This is a genomic window from Sphingomonas sp., assembly GCF_048595155.1.
Taxonomy (GTDB): Bacteria; Pseudomonadota; Alphaproteobacteria; order Sphingomonadales; family Sphingomonadaceae; genus Sphingomonas_I.
Window position 1 is genome coordinate 1 of the sequence record NZ_JBMDXN010000077.1, and the last position, 13,847, is coordinate 13,847.

The window sequence follows — 13,847 nt, forward strand, 5'->3', positions numbered from 1 at the left end:
GCGCATGTCGAACGGCATTTCGCCCAAGGATTGCATCCGCGGGTCCTCCATCACCTTGCCCATGCCGGCGTTGCGCGCATCCTTCGACGGCCACACAATCCAGGAGAAAGCGATCGTCTCGTCTTCCTCGGCGGCGACCGCGCGATAGAAGTCGGTGACTTTGCCATGCGGCACATCGTCGCTCAGGCTCTCGACGACCTGCAGCGCACCATGCTGCAGGAAGATGGGGGCGGCAGCAGTCGCGGTCGCCCTGTACGCATCGCGTTTGCCACCGAAAACAGGCGCGACGAAGCCGTCGATATAAGCCATTATTCCTCTCCTCTTTTATCGTGTTCAGGCGGCGAGCGGCGGCGTCTGGTCGAAGTCCGCAAGATGCGCCGCGAGCGCGCGCCGGAAGGCCGGGCGCGACCGGCAGCGTGCGACATAGGCGTCGAGATTGGGATAGTCGGCGAGGAGCCCGGTCCCGTCCAGGCCGTGAAGCACGCACGCCATCATCAGGTCACCCGCGGTGAACTCCCCTTCCAGATAGGGCTTGTCGCCCAGTCGCTTGGAAAGATCCTCAAGCCGGCCGCGCACGCGCTTTACGCTCAGCGGCCGGCGGGCCTCCGCCCAGGGCTGGTCGGCTTCGAAGACGTTGACCAGGCCCAGATCCATGATCGCCGGCTCGACCGAGGTCATCGCGGCGAACACCCATTGCTCCGCCGCGGCGGCCTTAGCCGGATCCGCAGGGAGCAGGCCGCTGCGGGTACGCGCGATGTGCAGCAGGATCGCCCCGGATTCGAACAGGGTGAAGCCGTCCTGCTCATAGGTCGGCACCTGGCCGAACGGCTGCAGGCAGCGATGCTCCGCCGCCTTGACGCTGACGCCATCCACCAGCCGGACCTGATAGGGTTGGCCGACCTCTTCAAGCGCCCAGCGTACGCGCACGTCGCGCACATGACCTTTTACGAAATCAGGGACCCAGCGAAACGCGGTGATTACAGGAAGCGGCTCCGACATAGTCTGTTCCTTCCGCAGCGAATCGGTTCGCTTGAGATTGATGCGCCACTGAGTTAGAAAAAACAACTATGGAGTTAGAAAAAGTAACTAGTAAAATTGTCGTGCCCGGCCGCTTGTATGACGACGCCTGCGGAATGGCGTTCGCACTCGAGCTGGTGGGGGAACGCTGGGTGCCCCTGATCCTGCGCGAGCTGATGTTCGGTCCCCGCCGCTTCAGTGAGTTGCGGCGCGGTTTACCAGCGATCAGCGCCAATGTGCTGACCCAGCGGCTGGAAAGTCTGGAGGCGAACGGCATCCTCCTGCGGCGGCGCCTGCCGCCCCCGGCCTCCGCCCAGGTTTATGAGCTCACGCCCTGGGGCTATGAGAGTGAGGATGCGCTGGCCGCCCTCGGTCGCTGGGCGGTCCGATCCCCCTTGCATGATCCACGGCTGCCGCTCAGCGGCGCATCGCTGATGATGTCGTTCCGAACGATGATCGACCCCGCCCGCGCCGCCGGCATGGAAGCCAGGGTCGGTTTCGAGATCGGGCCCGATCCCTTTTCGACACGGCTGCACGACGGTCGGTTGGAGGTTGCCCGCGCGGAACCCGACCGGCCGGATTTCACGATGCGAAGCCCGGAGGCGCGCAATATCGCCGCCGCGGTCTATGCAGGGGAGCCCCTGCAGCGCCTGGAACAGGCCGGCTTGGTGCAGGTTGAAGGTGACCGCTCGTTGGCGGAACGCTTCGTCACCTTGTTCCCATTGCCTCCAAAGGTAGGCTGATCGGCGTTGCGGGCAGGCCGGGGAGGCTTTACCGCCATCCCGACTCCTCCATCGCTGCAAGACCGAGATTTGCCATGGCCGACTTGTCCAATATCCAGCCAGACAGCCGTTCCGATACGGTGATGGATGCGCCCGATCAGATGAAGAAGGTGCGCGACCTGTTCGGGATCGACTCCGACATGGAAGTGCCGGCCTTCTCGGAAGCGGACGAGCGCGTGCCCGATCTGGACCCGGCCTATGTGTTCGATCCCGACACGACTCTCGCCATCTGTGCCGGCTTCTCCTTCAATCGCCGCGTGATGATCCAGGGCTATCACGGCACCGGCAAGTCGTCGCACATCGAACAGGTCGCTGCCCGGCTCAACTGGCCGATGATCCGCATCAACCTGGACGCGCATATCAGCCGCATCGATCTGGTCGGTCGCGACGCGATCGTGCTGCGCGATGGCCAGCAGGTCACCGAATTCCGCGAAGGCCTGCTGCCATGGGCGCTGCAGACCCCGTCGGCCCTGGTGTTCGACGAATATGATGCGGGCCGCCCCGACGTCATGTTCGTGATCCAGCGCGTGCTGGAGACCGAGGGCAAGCTGACCCTGCTCGATCAGAATCGCGTGATCCGGCCGAACCCCTATTTCCGCCTATTCGCCACCTCGAATACCGTCGGCCTCGGCGATACGACCGGCCTGTATCACGGCACCCAGCAGATCAATCAGGGGCAGATGGATCGCTGGAACATCGTCGTCACGCTCAACTATCTGCCGGCCGCGATCGAGGCGCAGATCGTGCTCGCCAAATCGGGCGAATATGACAAGCCGGACGGCAAGAAGACGGTCGAGAATATGGTCAAGGTCGCCGACCTCACCCGCCAGGGCTTCATGGCGGGCGATATCTCGACCGTGATGAGCCCGCGTACGGTGATATCCTGGGCACAGAATACGCTGATCCTGGGCGATATCGGCTTCGCGTTCCGCTTGTCCTTCCTCAACAAATGCGACGAGGCGGAACGGCCGCTGGTGGCTGAATATTATCAGCGCGTGTTCGGCAAGGATCTGCCCGAAAGCATCGTCGGAAAGGCCTGATGGCCGAACAATCGCCTCTGGACGGGCTGCGTGCGGTTTTGGCGGGCACGGCGCGCGCCATGTCGCATGAGCCCGAACTCGAACTCAGTTTCACGACCGAGGCACCTTCGGCGTCGCTCAAGCAGTTGCGTGTGCCGATGCCGGGGCGCAACCTGCCGCGCGAACAGGTGGCCGAAGCCCGCGGCTTCGCCGACAGTTTTGCCCTGCGCGAACGGCATCATGACGCCAAGCTGCATGCACGCGGCGCGCCGGTGGACGCAACGGCGCGGCTGGTGTTCGATGCCGTCGAGCAGGCGCGCGTCGAAGCGCTTGGCGCCCGCGCGATGGAGGGCGTTCGCGCAAATCTGGCTTATGCTCTGGAGATGCGTCTGCGGTCCGACCCGCTGACGCGCGCACGCAATCGCGCCGAAGTGCCGCTGGCCTCTGCGCTGGCGCTGTTGGTGCGCGAGCGGCTGACCGGGCAAAAACCGCCGGCGATCGCCGAAGGCGGGCTCGCCTTGGTGCGCGACTGGATCGAGGAACGCGCCGCGGCCGATCTCGACGCGCTCAGCCTGACCTTGGACGATCAGAGCGCCTTCGCGCGATTGGCGACGCGCTTGCTGGAAGATCTGGAACTGGTCGAAGCGCAGGCCGAGGCGACTGAGCCGGAGGAATCGAGCAACGAAGAGGGCGAGCAGCCCGAAGAAAGCGAGACGACCGAGGACGGGGAAGACGACCAGTCCGGTGGCCAAAGCGATGGCCAGATGGATGTGCGTTCGGAGACGTCGGAAGGCGACGATCAGAGTGAAACCCGCGAATCGGAAGAGGGCGAGTTCGAAGGCGACGGTCAGGAAGGCGACCAGGGCGACGAAGGCATGCAACCGGTGCGTCCCAACCGCCCCACCACGGACACGCCCGGCTTCCTGGAATATAAAGCGTATACCACCCGCTTCGATGAGGTCGTGACGGCGGGCGAGCTGTGCGATGAGGAGGAGCTGACCCGGCTCCGCGCCTATTTGGATCAGCAATTGGTGCACCTGCAGGGCGCGGTTACGAAGCTGGCCAACCGGCTGCAGCGGCGGCTGATGGCCCAGCAAAGCCGATCCTGGGAATTCGATCAGGAAGAAGGGTTGCTCGACGCCGCGCGGCTGGCGCGGGTCGTCGTCAGCCCAACCCATTCGCTCTCCTACAAGATCGAACGCGATACCGATTTCCGCGACACGGTCGTCACGCTGCTGATCGACAATTCCGGATCCATGCGCGGCCGACCGATTTCGATCGCGGCGATTTCGGCCGACATCATGGCACGGACGCTGGAGCGATGCGGCGTGAAGGTGGAGATTCTTGGCTTCACCACCCGCGCCTGGAAGGGCGGCCAAGCCCGGGAAGCCTGGCTGCAGGCGGGGCGCCCGCCCACGCCGGGGCGGCTGAACGACCTGCGCCATATCGTCTACAAGCGCGCCGACGAACCCTATCGCCGGTCGCGCAAAAGCCTTGGCCTGATGATGCGCGAAGGGCTGCTGAAGGAGAATATCGACGGCGAGGCGCTGCTGTGGGCGCACGGCCGCCTGATCGGCCGGTCGGAAGAACGGCGCATCCTTATGGTGATCTCGGACGGTGCGCCGGTCGACGATTCGACCTTATCGGTGAACAGCGGATCCTATCTTGAAAAACATCTGCGCCAGGTAATCGCCTGGATCGAAACCAAATCCCCGGTGGAACTGGTCGCGATCGGCATCGGTCATGACGTGACGCGCTATTATGCGCGCGCCGTCACGATCATGGATGCCGAGCAGTTGGGCGGGACGATGGTGGAGCAGCTTGCGGGCCTGTTCGACGCCGCCTGATCGAATCGGCCGATTCGTCGATTAACAGTCGCGATCGCCATCCTCACTGACTGGGGCGCGACCGCCCTCGCCAGCCCAGATACCGGCGCTGTTGTTGCCGCGATGGCCGACGGCGGCATTTCCCAACAGGCCGCCGGCGATCGCACCCAGCAGCGTACCACCCGAACTATGGGTGCAGCGCTGCCCATCGGACGCTTCGCGATAGAGGGGACGGCGCGTCGCCGCATCATTGTCGCGCCGGTTCGGCAAGCGCGGGTGGACGTCGGCAGGACCGCCCATAGGGCGCACGACATGCGCGGATTGGATGTAGGCCGCGCGGTGTTGCGAGTAGGTAACTGCAGGTATGACTGTAGCCGCCGCGACGATCGCGACGGCTATCCGTCTGATGGTCTCTGGAAACATCGCCACATCCTCGTACCCATGGCGATACATCCGCCGAGACGAGGTTATGGAGCAGTCGCGCTGAGGCGATACTGAATGCCGGTGTTAGCCGCGGTTAACCTTCCGCAGCCGCCGCCCCGGGTTCAGGCCGCGACCGAGGCCTTCTCGATCTCACGCTTCAAGCGACGTGCGCGCAGCGACAGCGTCTCGCCCTTGGCCTTGAGCAGCCAATTGTCGAGGCCGCCGACATGCTCGACCGAACGCAGACCATGGGTCGACACGCGCAGCTTCACGCCCTTGCCGAGCTTGTCTGAGATCAAGGTCACGTTCTGCAGGTTCGGCAGAAAGGTCCGCTTGGTCTTGTTGTTGGCGTGGCTCACATTGTGGCCCACCTGCCGGCCCTTGCCGGTCAGCTCGCAAATACGCGACATGCGCTGAAATCCCGAAATCTATGGTCTGGAAAGAGCGGCCGGATAACGACAACAGGCCAAGTCGTCAAGAAGGCTGGTGCCGATCGCATGCAACCGAGTGGGTTAATGCACGTTAGCCGCTCACAATGAACAGGAGGATCCGATGCGAGCGATCGTAACTATATTGGCTATCGTTGTCGTGATCGGCATCATTGCGGTGGCGACAGGCTTCGTCAACCTGCGCGGCACCCCGGGCACGCTGCCCAAGGTCAGCGTTCAAGGGGGACAAGCGCCGGCCGTGTCCGCGGATGTCGGCAGCATTGATGTGGGCACCAAGAATACGACGGTCGACGTCCCCAAGGTCGAGACGACCAAGAAGACGGTGGAAGTACCGACTGTGGACGTGAAAAAGGCCAACTAACATGCCTGCGAATGCCAGCCCGGCAGCGTTGATCGCAGCGATCCTGCTGCCGCCGCTCGGCATTTATCTGGCGCGTGGTAGCAGCCCGGCATTCTGGATCGGGACTGTTCTGACAGTCCTGTTCTGGGTGCCGGGCATCCTGTTTGCCCTTGCGGTGATCTTGCGCCCCGAGCTGCTGGCTCGTGCCTGAGTGAGGTGCGCGGTATAGGCGGGTCGATGCGCCTGCCCCTCCCACCCCCCATGCGCATCGCGCTGGACCTTGCCGCGGAAGCGGGCGCGGCCGGCGAAGTGCCCGTGGGCGCCGTCATCACCTTGGACGGTGCGGTGGTTGCGACGTCCGCCAACATGATGGTGATGGGTAACGACCCCACCGCACATGCGGAGATCGTGGCGATTCGCCGCGCAGCCGAACAGTTGGGACGGCCCCGGCTGGATCGGTGCGACCTGTGGGTGACGCTGGAACCCTGTGCAATGTGTGCGGGCGCGATCGCACATGCACGAATTGCCCGGCTTTATTATGGCGCCGATGACGCAAAGGGCGGCGCCGTCATGCACGGGCCACGGTTCTTCGCGCAGCCGACATGCCATCACCGTCCCGAGCTGTACCCCGGTATTGGCGGCGACGAAGCGGCGCAGCAGTTGCGGGCGTTCTTCGCGGCGCGCCGCTGATCAGTTGAGCATCATCTTGCTGTTGCCGCGCGCAATCAGCCGCCCGATCGCATCGAACAGCTTGTTCATGGCGACAGGCTTCAGGATCACCTCGTCGGCGCCCTGATCGATACAATCCCGGCAGATGTCGAGCGCGGTGTCCGCGGTCACGACGATCACCGGCACATTCGCCTTGCCGTCCGGGCGCGCCCTGATGTGACGAATGGCGGTCAAGCCATCCATTCCCGGCATGCGCAGATCCATCAGCACGATATCGTACTCGTTCGCGTCGATCATCGCGAGGCCGGTCTCTGCATCGGGTGCCTCGTCCATCGACGCCCCTGCGACCATCAACATGTCCCGAACCACGCGGCGGTTCATCGCGTCGTCCTCGACGAACAAGATGTTCATCTTACGCCTCCCAGTCGATCACGCCGCGATGTCCCGACTGCCGATGGGGTGGCCATAGACTCTATTCATTTCCGAGAGAAGATCAGGCGCGCTGATCGGTTTGGCGATGACGTGATCCACGCCATGCGCCTTCAAAGCATCCAGCATTCCCGCGTCTGGCTCGCGCACCAGCAGGGTGAAACGCGCGCCGACCTTAGCGCAGGCCGCCGCCAATTGCCCTGCTCCTTCCGGATCGAGCCCCAGCGCGGTGCCTTCGGCGATCACGCCATCATAGGCGCCGCCCGCGATCGCCTGCATCGCCTCGTCGACATCCGCCGCAAAATGCAGGCCGGCACATTCGCTGCCCAGCAAGGCGCGCATGATGCCCTGACCGAGCGGATTGGGCTCGATCATCAATATCTCCGCAGTGGCCAAGCTGACGGCGGCGGCACGATCCGCGCGCGCCACTTCGATTGCGCCGCGTTCGAGCGGCAGCGTCAGCGTGAAGGTCGATCCGGCCCCCAAGGTGCTCTGCACCGACACATCGCCGCCCATCGCGCGCGCCAGGCTCCTGCAGATGGCAAGGCCCAATCCGGTGCCGCCATGGCGACGGGTCACACCGCCATCGACCTGGCGAAACGATTCGAAGATATCCTCCATCCGTTCGGACGGAATACCGATACCGCTGTCGGCAACGCGGATGACCAGGCGTTCGCGGCCTTCATCGCCGTCATCGGGATCGGCATAGGCTGCCAGCCGCACCTGGCCCCGATCCGTAAATTTGATGGCGTTGGACATCAGGTTGAAGATGATCTGCCGCAAGCGGACTTCGTCGGCGATGATTTTGCCAGGGCATTGATCCAGATCGAATTCGATGCCGATCCGCTTGGTCTCGGCCTGCCCCGTCCAGACCTGCACCGCGTCCTGCAGCAGGCGCTTCAGATCCATCTCGCCCGGCTGGATCCGCAGTTCGCCCGTCTCCATCTTCGCGACATCGAGGATATCGTCGACCAGCGCCTTCATCGTCTCGCCGGCGCCGTGCAGCAGCTCGATCCGGCCGCGCAGGGTTGGATCGAGCGCGCGCCCGGCCAGGATGACCTGCGTCATGCCGAGGATGCCGTTCAGCGGGGTGCGTATCTCATGGCTGGTCGTGGCGAGGAATTCCGTCTTCGCCGCCAGCGCCTTTTCCAGCGCCTTGTTGGTGATCACCAGCGTCTCGTTCGCGGCACGCACCTGGTTGCGGCTGCGCCGGATCGAAAGGAAACCAATCAGCAGCAGCGTCGAGATCAGCGCCGCGGCGCCCAGCATCGCGCGCGTCAGGAAATTGCGAAAGCGCGTCGCGGATTCGGTTTTCTCCCGGTCGAGCCGGGCGATCTTCACTTCCTGATTGGCGAAGTTGAACCGCGCATTGAGCAGCGCGGCGCTGGACGACGCGGCAAGCGCCCGCTGCTCGTCGTCCAATCGGCGGAATGCTTCAAGATGGGTGAGCGCCGCCGCGTCATTCCCGCGCGCGCGATAAATTTGGTAAGCGGTGCGCTGCAGATCGCGTTGCGTCTCGAGATCCTTCTCATCACCCGCAGCCAAAGCCTGCTCAATCAGCGTCTCTGCTCGGTCGAGATTGCGCTCGCGCAACGCCACAACCGCGCCCACGCCGAGCAGCGCCGGGCTGTTGCGGGTGGCCGGAGACATCTGCGCGAGGCGTATGGCTTGCGAGAGGCTTACGCGTGCAGCTGCGATGTGACCGGCATCGGCCTGAGCTCGGGCGAGATTGCGCAAGACCAAAGAGCGGGTGGCAGGATCGCGAACGTAAACCAGCGCAGCCTGATAGGCAGCCACTGCCTGGTCGAAGTTTCCGAGCTGCGAAAAGGCGACTGCACGATTATTCTGGACCGACAACAGGAGGTCGGGATCCTGCGAATAGGCTTCAAGCGCTTGATCGAAATATCGCAGCGCGGTGCGGTAATCCCCCCCGTCGGAATATAGAAATCCAATGAAGTGGAGCGCTTTTGCCTGGCCTCGAGGATCCTTCGCCCGCGTGAAAAGAGCATAAGCAAGCTGACTATCACGCAGAGCATCCTGCACACGCCCTAACGCGGCTGAGGCTCCGCTTCTGGCTAGGATCAACTCCGCTCTGAGCGCCGGATCACTTTCACCATCGCCCAGCTCGGCAATGGCAGCAGCGATGACGGGGAGCGCCGCCGCAGGTCTGTTAAGCGCAATCAGGGCCTCAGCACGAAGCCAATCCGCTTTCGCGTTCTCGCGACGGCTCGCGCCTTTCTGCCGACGCGGCGAAGCCCTTAAGGCCTCTGCTTCCGCCAGGCTACGAGACGGATCTGCCGCAATCTTAGTGCGAATCGCATCTGCGCGCTCTTCGAAGCGAGACGCCGGCGCTGCATAAGCCCATCCCGGCAGCGCGAGGACGAGAAGGAGCGCGCTGCTCCGCAAATTCATCGCCATTGCACGCGCCAAGCCCTCGTTCCGACGCAACGACTTAACGCGCCGGATAGGGTAATGGCAACGTTACGCGAAGAAGCGACGCATTGACGAACCACCCTTCACCGCGTCAGGCCAGCGGACGGACCCGGCCCAGGACAATCAACTTGCACCATTCAGGCGGGATTAACGGGACGGATCTGCTCGTAGCCGGGGTTCACCGGGCGGATCTGCTCGTAGGCCGGCTTAACCGGGCGGATCTGCTCGTAACCCGGGTTCACCGGACGGATCTGCTCGTAGCTCGGGTTGACGGGACGGATCGTCTCGTAAGCAAAGGCTGGGGCAGCGAAGCCGACAGCAAGGGCCGCGACAGTGGTGAAGCCGAGAATCTTGGTCGCCTTGGACATAACGCCTCCTTGTCGCGAGGGCAAAGCGCCTCGCCTTCAGAAGATGAGTACCAAATGGCGCTCATCTTCTCAAGCAATATTAATGCGTTATCAAAGGTTTCCGCGACTCGAGTCGCTACATTTGAATTGTTAGTTCATCCTGTTTTGCCGCTTCGAGCTAACCAATTGAATCCCAAGGAAGGTTCCGGTGCACGATCCACTCGCGCATCAAGGAACGACCGCAACTCTCCTAATGTCATAGGCATCGCGATTAAGAAACCCTGAACGACGTCGCAGCCCATAACCTTCAACAATGCCAGTGCCGCGGGCGAATCGACTCCCTCTGCCGTTACCTCCATGTCCAGGGCATGCGCGAGGTCGATCGTCGATCGCACCAACAGCGGGTCGCGGTGGCTGCTTGAGAGGCCGCTGATAAACATCCGGTCGATCTTCAGCTCATGCGCCGGCAGCTGCTTCAGATAGGCCAGGCTCGAAAGGCCCGCCCCATAATCGTCGATGGCGATCTTGATGCCGGCATCCGCAAACAAATGTAGATTGCGCAACGCCCCTTCCGGATCGCCGATCATCGCCGTTTCAGTGATCTCGAACCCGATCGGCCCGGACGCGCCCGCCACGGTGGCAAGCGCCCATTCGGCGAAATCCCGATCCGGCAAGACACGCGCCGAGATATTCACATTGAACGTCATCGCATGGGCGCATGCGGCAAGGCTCGCCTGCTCCACGATGGTCTGTCGTATCACCCATTCGGTGATGCGGCGCATCTCGCCGGTCTGCTCAGCCAGGGCGATGAAGTCGTTCGGCCCGATCAGCCCGCGCGTGGGGTGGCGCCAGCGCACCAGCGTCTCCACCGCTACCATCTCGCCGGAGCGGGCGCGCATCTTGGGCTGGTGGACCAGGAAAAGCTCGTTGCGGGCTACGGCGTGGGTGAGATCCTCCGCGAGGCTCGTGGGCCCTTGCTCGGAGTCAACCGGACGGGACGGTGCGTCCCCGCGGGTACGCCACAATATGAAGGCGGCCGTGCTCGCCACAGCGGCGATCACGCCCAGTGCGATCGGCAACAGCAAGGTTAGGACCGATTGCACTCTACCGTCTTTCCCCCTGCCGTGCACCGGTACGGCCGCATGGCGATGCGTGCCGTGCACAGAGCGCAGCGACGAACGACCGCCATTAGCACAAATATTGGCAGGCCCGAAATTATTCTCGAAGGTCGGAACAAAATGCGCAGCCGACCATCTACGGCACGGCGCGTGCCGGCGGTGCGCGCAAAAGCACAGGAGATTGCCCGATGCGCACGATCCTCATGATGCTGGCCGCTTCGCTAGCCATCGCCGCGACGCCCGCAGCTGCCCGTCAATCCATGCGTGACCGGGGCGCTGCGGAGTTGGCGAAAGAGCTGAAGGGACTGGTTGCGGGCACGCCTGAGCGATGCGTCTCGCTGTCCAATATCGATGGGTCGCACATCATCGACGGGACGGCGATCGTGTACCGCGGCCTTGGCGGCAAGACCTACGTCAATCGCACGCTCAACCCCGATTTGCTGCGAGAAGACGGCATCCCGGTACAGTTCGTCTACGGCTCACAGCTGTGCCGCCTCGATCAGATCCGGCTGCTCGATCGCTACTCACGCATCCCCCGCGGAACGGTCGGCCTCGACACTTTCATCCCCTACACCAAGCCGAAAAAGGCGCGTTGAACGGCGGCCCCGTCTCAGCCGAGGAAATAGCGTATCTTCACCGCGATATGTTGGCGCGCCGTCCCGTGATCGAATGCGGCGACAGAGTAACGGGGGCGCATAAGGTGGCTCATCGCGTCGTTTGAGAAGCCGATCCCCTCACGCGGAATACCGATCCAATTCTGATCCAGCTTATTGTTGGAATCGGCATCATGATACGCCTGCACCGCGTAATTGCCCGGCGGCACGCCATTCACCACCACCGTCACCTGGCCGACCTTTGCCGACGTGGAGGCCGACCAGGGGCACGCCTTCAGGAACGTCTCTTTCGGGCATACCATGACGCGCACGAGCCCTTGGGCGGAACGGACGCCGGAAACGGTGACTTCGATGGGGGCTTCGGCGGGGGCGGCGGCGGTGAGCAACAGAAGCAATGGCCACGGCTTCATCCGGCCGCTCCCACGCCCACAGAGTTGTGACGCAGGGCGCTCAGCACTGCGACGACGATCCCATCGGCATCAAGGCCGGCTTCGGCATATTGTTTCTCAGGCTTGTCATGATCCTGGAAGCGATCCGGCAAGCGCAGCGTCCGGATCTTGAGGCCTGCATCGGTCAGACCCTGGTCCGCAGCAAGGGTCAGGACATGCGCCCCGAAGCCGCCGGCCGCCCCTTCTTCCACGGTCACCGCGACCTCGTGGGTCGTCAGCAACCGCCGGATCAGCGCTTCATCCAAGGGTTTCGCAAAACGCAGGTCCGCCACCGTCGCAGACAGGCCCTGCGCTTCCAGCCGATCGGCGGCCTTCATCGCCTCTTCCAGGCGGGTACCCAAGGATAGGATCGCGACCGACTTGCCTTCCCGCACCACGCGCCCCTTGCCGATCGGCAGTAGCTCGGGTGGGTTCGGGATCGCCACGCCCGTGCCGCCGCCGCGCGGATAGCGCACCGCGATCGGGCCCGTGTCATAGGCGGCCATGGTGTGCACCATGTTGGTCAACTCGGCTTCGTCCGCCGCGGCCATCACGACCATGTTCGGCAGGGTGCACAGATATGCCAGATCGAAGGAGCCGGCATGCGTTGCGCCGTCGGCACCGACCAGACCCGCGCGATCCATTGCGAAGCGGACCGGAAGATTCTGGATCGCGACATCATGGACCACCTGGTCATAGGCGCGCTGCAGAAAGGTGGAATAGATCGCGCAGAATGGCTTCATCCCTTGCGCCGCCAGTCCGGCGGCAAAGGTGACGGCATGCTGCTCGGCAATACCGACATCGAACGTGCGGTCTGGAAAAGCCTTGGCGAACCGGTCGATGCCGGTGCCGCTCGGCATCGCGGCGGTGATGGCGCAGATCCGCGGATCCTCTGCCGCTTCGGCGACCAGCGCGTCGGCGAAGACATTCTGATAGGCTGGCGGCCCGGCCGGCGCCTTGTCCTGCTTGCCGGAAATGACATCGAACTTCTGCACGCCATGATATTTGTCGGCGGAGGCTTCCGCCGGAGCGTAGCCTTTGCCCTTCTTCGTGACGACATGAACCAGGATAGGGCCTTCGCCCGCATCCCGGACATTCTCCAGCACAGGGATCAGATGATCCAGATTGTGCCCGTCGATCGGCCCCACATAATAGAAACCAAGCTGCTCGAAGAGCGTGCCGCCCATCGCCATGCCGCGCGCGAATTCATCGCTTTTGCGGGCCGCATCGTGGAGCGGACGGGGCAGGCGCCGCGCGATGCGCTTGGCAATGTCGCGCAAGCCGAGGAACGGCTTCGACGAAACGAGCCAGGCCAGATAGGCCGACAGGCCGCCGACCGGCGGTGCGATCGACATGTCATTGTCGTTGAGGATGACGACCAGGCGATTGCCGGCGGCCTCCGCATTGTTCATCGCTTCATAGGCCATGCCGGCAGACATCGCCCCGTCGCCGATCACCGCTATCGCCTTGCCCGCGCTGCCCGAAAGCTTGTTCGCGATGGCGAAACCGAGCGCCGCCGAAATGGAGGTCGAGCTATGCGCCGCCCCAAATGGATCATATTCGCTTTCCTGCCGGCGGGTGAAGCCGGACAAGCCGCCACCCTGGCGCAGCGTCCGGATGCGCGCCCGCCGCCCGGTGAGGATCTTGTGGGGATAGGCCTGATGGCCGACATCCCAGATGAGAATGTCATTCGGCGTATCGAACACATAGTGAATGGCGGTCGTCAGCTCGACGACACCCAGTCCCGCACCAAGATGACCGCCCGTCACCGAAACAGCGGAAATCATCTCCGAACGCAATTCTTCGGCAACCTGCGTCAATTGCTCCGGCTTCAATTTCCGCAGGTCGGCAGGCGCATCGATCGTGTCGAGCAGAGGCGTAGAAGGACGTTGGGACATACGAATGAACTAATCTCCGGCTGGACCCTGTCTAGGGCCAGATCGGTCCGGGTGG

At 63.5% G+C, this 13,847-nt stretch carries 17 protein-coding genes; 7 read left to right on the top strand and 10 right to left on the bottom strand.

Annotation, left to right across the window (positions count from 1 at the left end; all coding sequences use genetic code 11):
• Positions 1 to 309: DUF1428 domain-containing protein (locus tag ACOJSI_RS12555; protein ID WP_420138636.1), on the bottom strand; the 309-nt coding region annotated here is incomplete at its 3' end.
• 24 nt (positions 310 to 333) lie between these two features.
• A complete protein-coding gene (locus tag ACOJSI_RS12560) occupies positions 334 to 999 on the bottom strand; it encodes a glutathione S-transferase family protein (protein WP_420138637.1) in 666 nt (221 codons plus the stop codon).
• A gap of 134 nt (positions 1,000 to 1,133) precedes the next feature.
• On the opposite strand from ACOJSI_RS12560, the gene ACOJSI_RS12565 reads away from it, so the two are divergent.
• From ACOJSI_RS12565 to cobT, 3 genes are all read left to right on the top strand, one after another.
• On the top strand, positions 1,134 to 1,760 hold the full coding sequence (locus tag ACOJSI_RS12565) for a winged helix-turn-helix transcriptional regulator (RefSeq protein WP_420138638.1): 627 nt from the start codon (positions 1,134 to 1,136) through the stop codon (positions 1,758 to 1,760).
• 74 nt (positions 1,761 to 1,834) lie between these two features.
• Positions 1,835 to 2,839 carry a cobaltochelatase subunit CobS gene (cobS, locus tag ACOJSI_RS12570; protein WP_420138639.1) on the top strand — a complete coding sequence of 335 codons (1,005 nt, stop codon included), beginning with the start codon at positions 1,835 to 1,837 and terminating at the stop codon, positions 2,837 to 2,839.
• Positions 2,839 to 4,665: a cobaltochelatase subunit CobT gene (cobT, locus tag ACOJSI_RS12575; RefSeq protein ID WP_420138640.1), complete on the top strand. Its 1,827-nt coding sequence runs from the start codon at positions 2,839 to 2,841 to the stop codon at positions 4,663 to 4,665. Before cobS ends, cobT begins: the two co-directional genes overlap by 1 nt.
• Before the next feature lie 21 nt (positions 4,666 to 4,686).
• Here cobT and ACOJSI_RS12580 read toward each other — a convergent pair whose 3' ends face one another.
• The gene (locus tag ACOJSI_RS12580; RefSeq protein ID WP_420138641.1) at positions 4,687 to 5,067 is read right to left on the bottom strand and encodes a hypothetical protein; all 381 of its coding nucleotides are present in this window, start codon (positions 5,065 to 5,067) and stop codon (positions 4,687 to 4,689) included.
• Positions 5,068 to 5,189: 122 nt separating this feature from the next.
• The gene (gene rpmB, locus ACOJSI_RS12585; RefSeq protein WP_116091154.1) at positions 5,190 to 5,477 is read right to left on the bottom strand and encodes a 50S ribosomal protein L28; all 288 of its coding nucleotides are present in this window, start codon (positions 5,475 to 5,477) and stop codon (positions 5,190 to 5,192) included.
• 142 nt (positions 5,478 to 5,619) lie between these two features.
• On the opposite strand from rpmB, the gene ACOJSI_RS12590 reads away from it, so the two are divergent.
• From ACOJSI_RS12590 to ACOJSI_RS12600, 3 genes are read left to right on the top strand one after another with little or no spacing between them, the layout of a single operon-like run.
• Positions 5,620 to 5,877, top strand: a complete 258-nt coding sequence (locus ACOJSI_RS12590; protein WP_420138642.1) for a hypothetical protein — start codon at positions 5,620 to 5,622, stop codon at positions 5,875 to 5,877.
• 1 nt (position 5,878) lies between these two features.
• Positions 5,879 to 6,067 carry a YqaE/Pmp3 family membrane protein gene (locus ACOJSI_RS12595; protein ID WP_420138643.1) on the top strand — a complete coding sequence of 63 codons (189 nt, stop codon included), beginning with the start codon at positions 5,879 to 5,881 and terminating at the stop codon, positions 6,065 to 6,067.
• Positions 6,068 to 6,093: 26 nt separating this feature from the next.
• Complete coding sequence (locus ACOJSI_RS12600; RefSeq protein WP_420138644.1) at positions 6,094 to 6,546, top strand: nucleoside deaminase; 453 nt, start codon at positions 6,094 to 6,096, stop codon at positions 6,544 to 6,546.
• On the opposite strand, the gene ACOJSI_RS12605 is transcribed toward ACOJSI_RS12600, so the two are convergent.
• The 4 genes from ACOJSI_RS12605 to ACOJSI_RS12620 form a co-directional block, all read right to left on the bottom strand.
• Positions 6,547 to 6,936 (bottom strand): response regulator, encoded by a 390-nt coding sequence (locus tag ACOJSI_RS12605; RefSeq protein WP_420138645.1) that lies wholly within the window; start codon positions 6,934 to 6,936, stop codon positions 6,547 to 6,549. It abuts the gene before it with no gap.
• A gap of 18 nt (positions 6,937 to 6,954) precedes the next feature.
• Positions 6,955 to 9,372, bottom strand: coding sequence for an ATP-binding protein (locus tag ACOJSI_RS12610; RefSeq protein ID WP_420138646.1), 2,418 nt, complete (start codon positions 9,370 to 9,372; stop codon positions 6,955 to 6,957).
• A 152-nt stretch (positions 9,373 to 9,524) separates the two neighbouring features.
• Positions 9,525 to 9,755 (bottom strand): hypothetical protein, encoded by a 231-nt coding sequence (locus tag ACOJSI_RS12615; protein ID WP_420138647.1) that lies wholly within the window; start codon positions 9,753 to 9,755, stop codon positions 9,525 to 9,527.
• Positions 9,756 to 9,889: 134 nt separating this feature from the next.
• Positions 9,890 to 10,897, bottom strand: a complete 1,008-nt coding sequence (locus ACOJSI_RS12620; RefSeq protein WP_420138648.1) for an EAL domain-containing protein — start codon at positions 10,895 to 10,897, stop codon at positions 9,890 to 9,892.
• A 143-nt stretch (positions 10,898 to 11,040) separates the two neighbouring features.
• Between ACOJSI_RS12620 and ACOJSI_RS12625 the strand changes: the two genes are divergently transcribed.
• Complete coding sequence (locus ACOJSI_RS12625; protein ID WP_420138649.1) at positions 11,041 to 11,448, top strand: hypothetical protein; 408 nt, start codon at positions 11,041 to 11,043, stop codon at positions 11,446 to 11,448.
• A gap of 14 nt (positions 11,449 to 11,462) precedes the next feature.
• On the opposite strand, the gene ACOJSI_RS12630 is transcribed toward ACOJSI_RS12625, so the two are convergent.
• Both ACOJSI_RS12630 and dxs read right to left on the bottom strand, forming a co-directional pair.
• Positions 11,463 to 11,876, bottom strand: coding sequence for a DUF2141 domain-containing protein (locus ACOJSI_RS12630; protein WP_420138650.1), 414 nt, complete (start codon positions 11,874 to 11,876; stop codon positions 11,463 to 11,465).
• Complete coding sequence (dxs, locus tag ACOJSI_RS12635) at positions 11,873 to 13,792, bottom strand: 1-deoxy-D-xylulose-5-phosphate synthase (protein ID WP_420138651.1); 1,920 nt, start codon at positions 13,790 to 13,792, stop codon at positions 11,873 to 11,875. Before dxs ends, ACOJSI_RS12630 begins: the two co-directional genes overlap by 4 nt.
• Positions 13,793 to 13,847: the final 55 nt, after the last annotated feature.

What these genes read in the sequence shown, in the direction of transcription:
- ACOJSI_RS12560 (WP_420138637.1), bottom strand. Translation starts at nt 999, where the DNA reads ATGTCGGAGCCGCTTCCTGTAATCACCGCGTTTCGCTGGGTCCCTGAT.
- ACOJSI_RS12565 (WP_420138638.1), top strand. Translation starts at nt 1,134, where the DNA reads ATGGCGTTCGCACTCGAGCTGGTGGGGGAACGCTGGGTGCCCCTGATC.
- cobS (WP_420138639.1), top strand. Translation starts at nt 1,835, where the DNA reads ATGGCCGACTTGTCCAATATCCAGCCAGACAGCCGTTCCGATACGGTG.
- cobT (WP_420138640.1), top strand. Translation starts at nt 2,839, where the DNA reads ATGGCCGAACAATCGCCTCTGGACGGGCTGCGTGCGGTTTTGGCGGGC.
- ACOJSI_RS12580 (WP_420138641.1), bottom strand. Translation starts at nt 5,067, where the DNA reads ATGTTTCCAGAGACCATCAGACGGATAGCCGTCGCGATCGTCGCGGCG.
- rpmB (WP_116091154.1), bottom strand. Translation starts at nt 5,477, where the DNA reads ATGTCGCGTATTTGCGAGCTGACCGGCAAGGGCCGGCAGGTGGGCCAC.
- ACOJSI_RS12590 (WP_420138642.1), top strand. Translation starts at nt 5,620, where the DNA reads ATGCGAGCGATCGTAACTATATTGGCTATCGTTGTCGTGATCGGCATC.
- ACOJSI_RS12595 (WP_420138643.1), top strand. Translation starts at nt 5,879, where the DNA reads ATGCCTGCGAATGCCAGCCCGGCAGCGTTGATCGCAGCGATCCTGCTG.
- ACOJSI_RS12600 (WP_420138644.1), top strand. Translation starts at nt 6,094, where the DNA reads ATGCGCCTGCCCCTCCCACCCCCCATGCGCATCGCGCTGGACCTTGCC.
- ACOJSI_RS12605 (WP_420138645.1), bottom strand. Translation starts at nt 6,936, where the DNA reads ATGAACATCTTGTTCGTCGAGGACGACGCGATGAACCGCCGCGTGGTT.
- ACOJSI_RS12610 (WP_420138646.1), bottom strand. Translation starts at nt 9,372, where the DNA reads ATGGCGATGAATTTGCGGAGCAGCGCGCTCCTTCTCGTCCTCGCGCTG.
- ACOJSI_RS12615 (WP_420138647.1), bottom strand. Translation starts at nt 9,755, where the DNA reads ATGTCCAAGGCGACCAAGATTCTCGGCTTCACCACTGTCGCGGCCCTT.
- ACOJSI_RS12625 (WP_420138649.1), top strand. Translation starts at nt 11,041, where the DNA reads ATGCGCACGATCCTCATGATGCTGGCCGCTTCGCTAGCCATCGCCGCG.
- ACOJSI_RS12630 (WP_420138650.1), bottom strand. Translation starts at nt 11,876, where the DNA reads ATGAAGCCGTGGCCATTGCTTCTGTTGCTCACCGCCGCCGCCCCCGCC.
- dxs (WP_420138651.1), bottom strand. Translation starts at nt 13,792, where the DNA reads ATGTCCCAACGTCCTTCTACGCCTCTGCTCGACACGATCGATGCGCCT.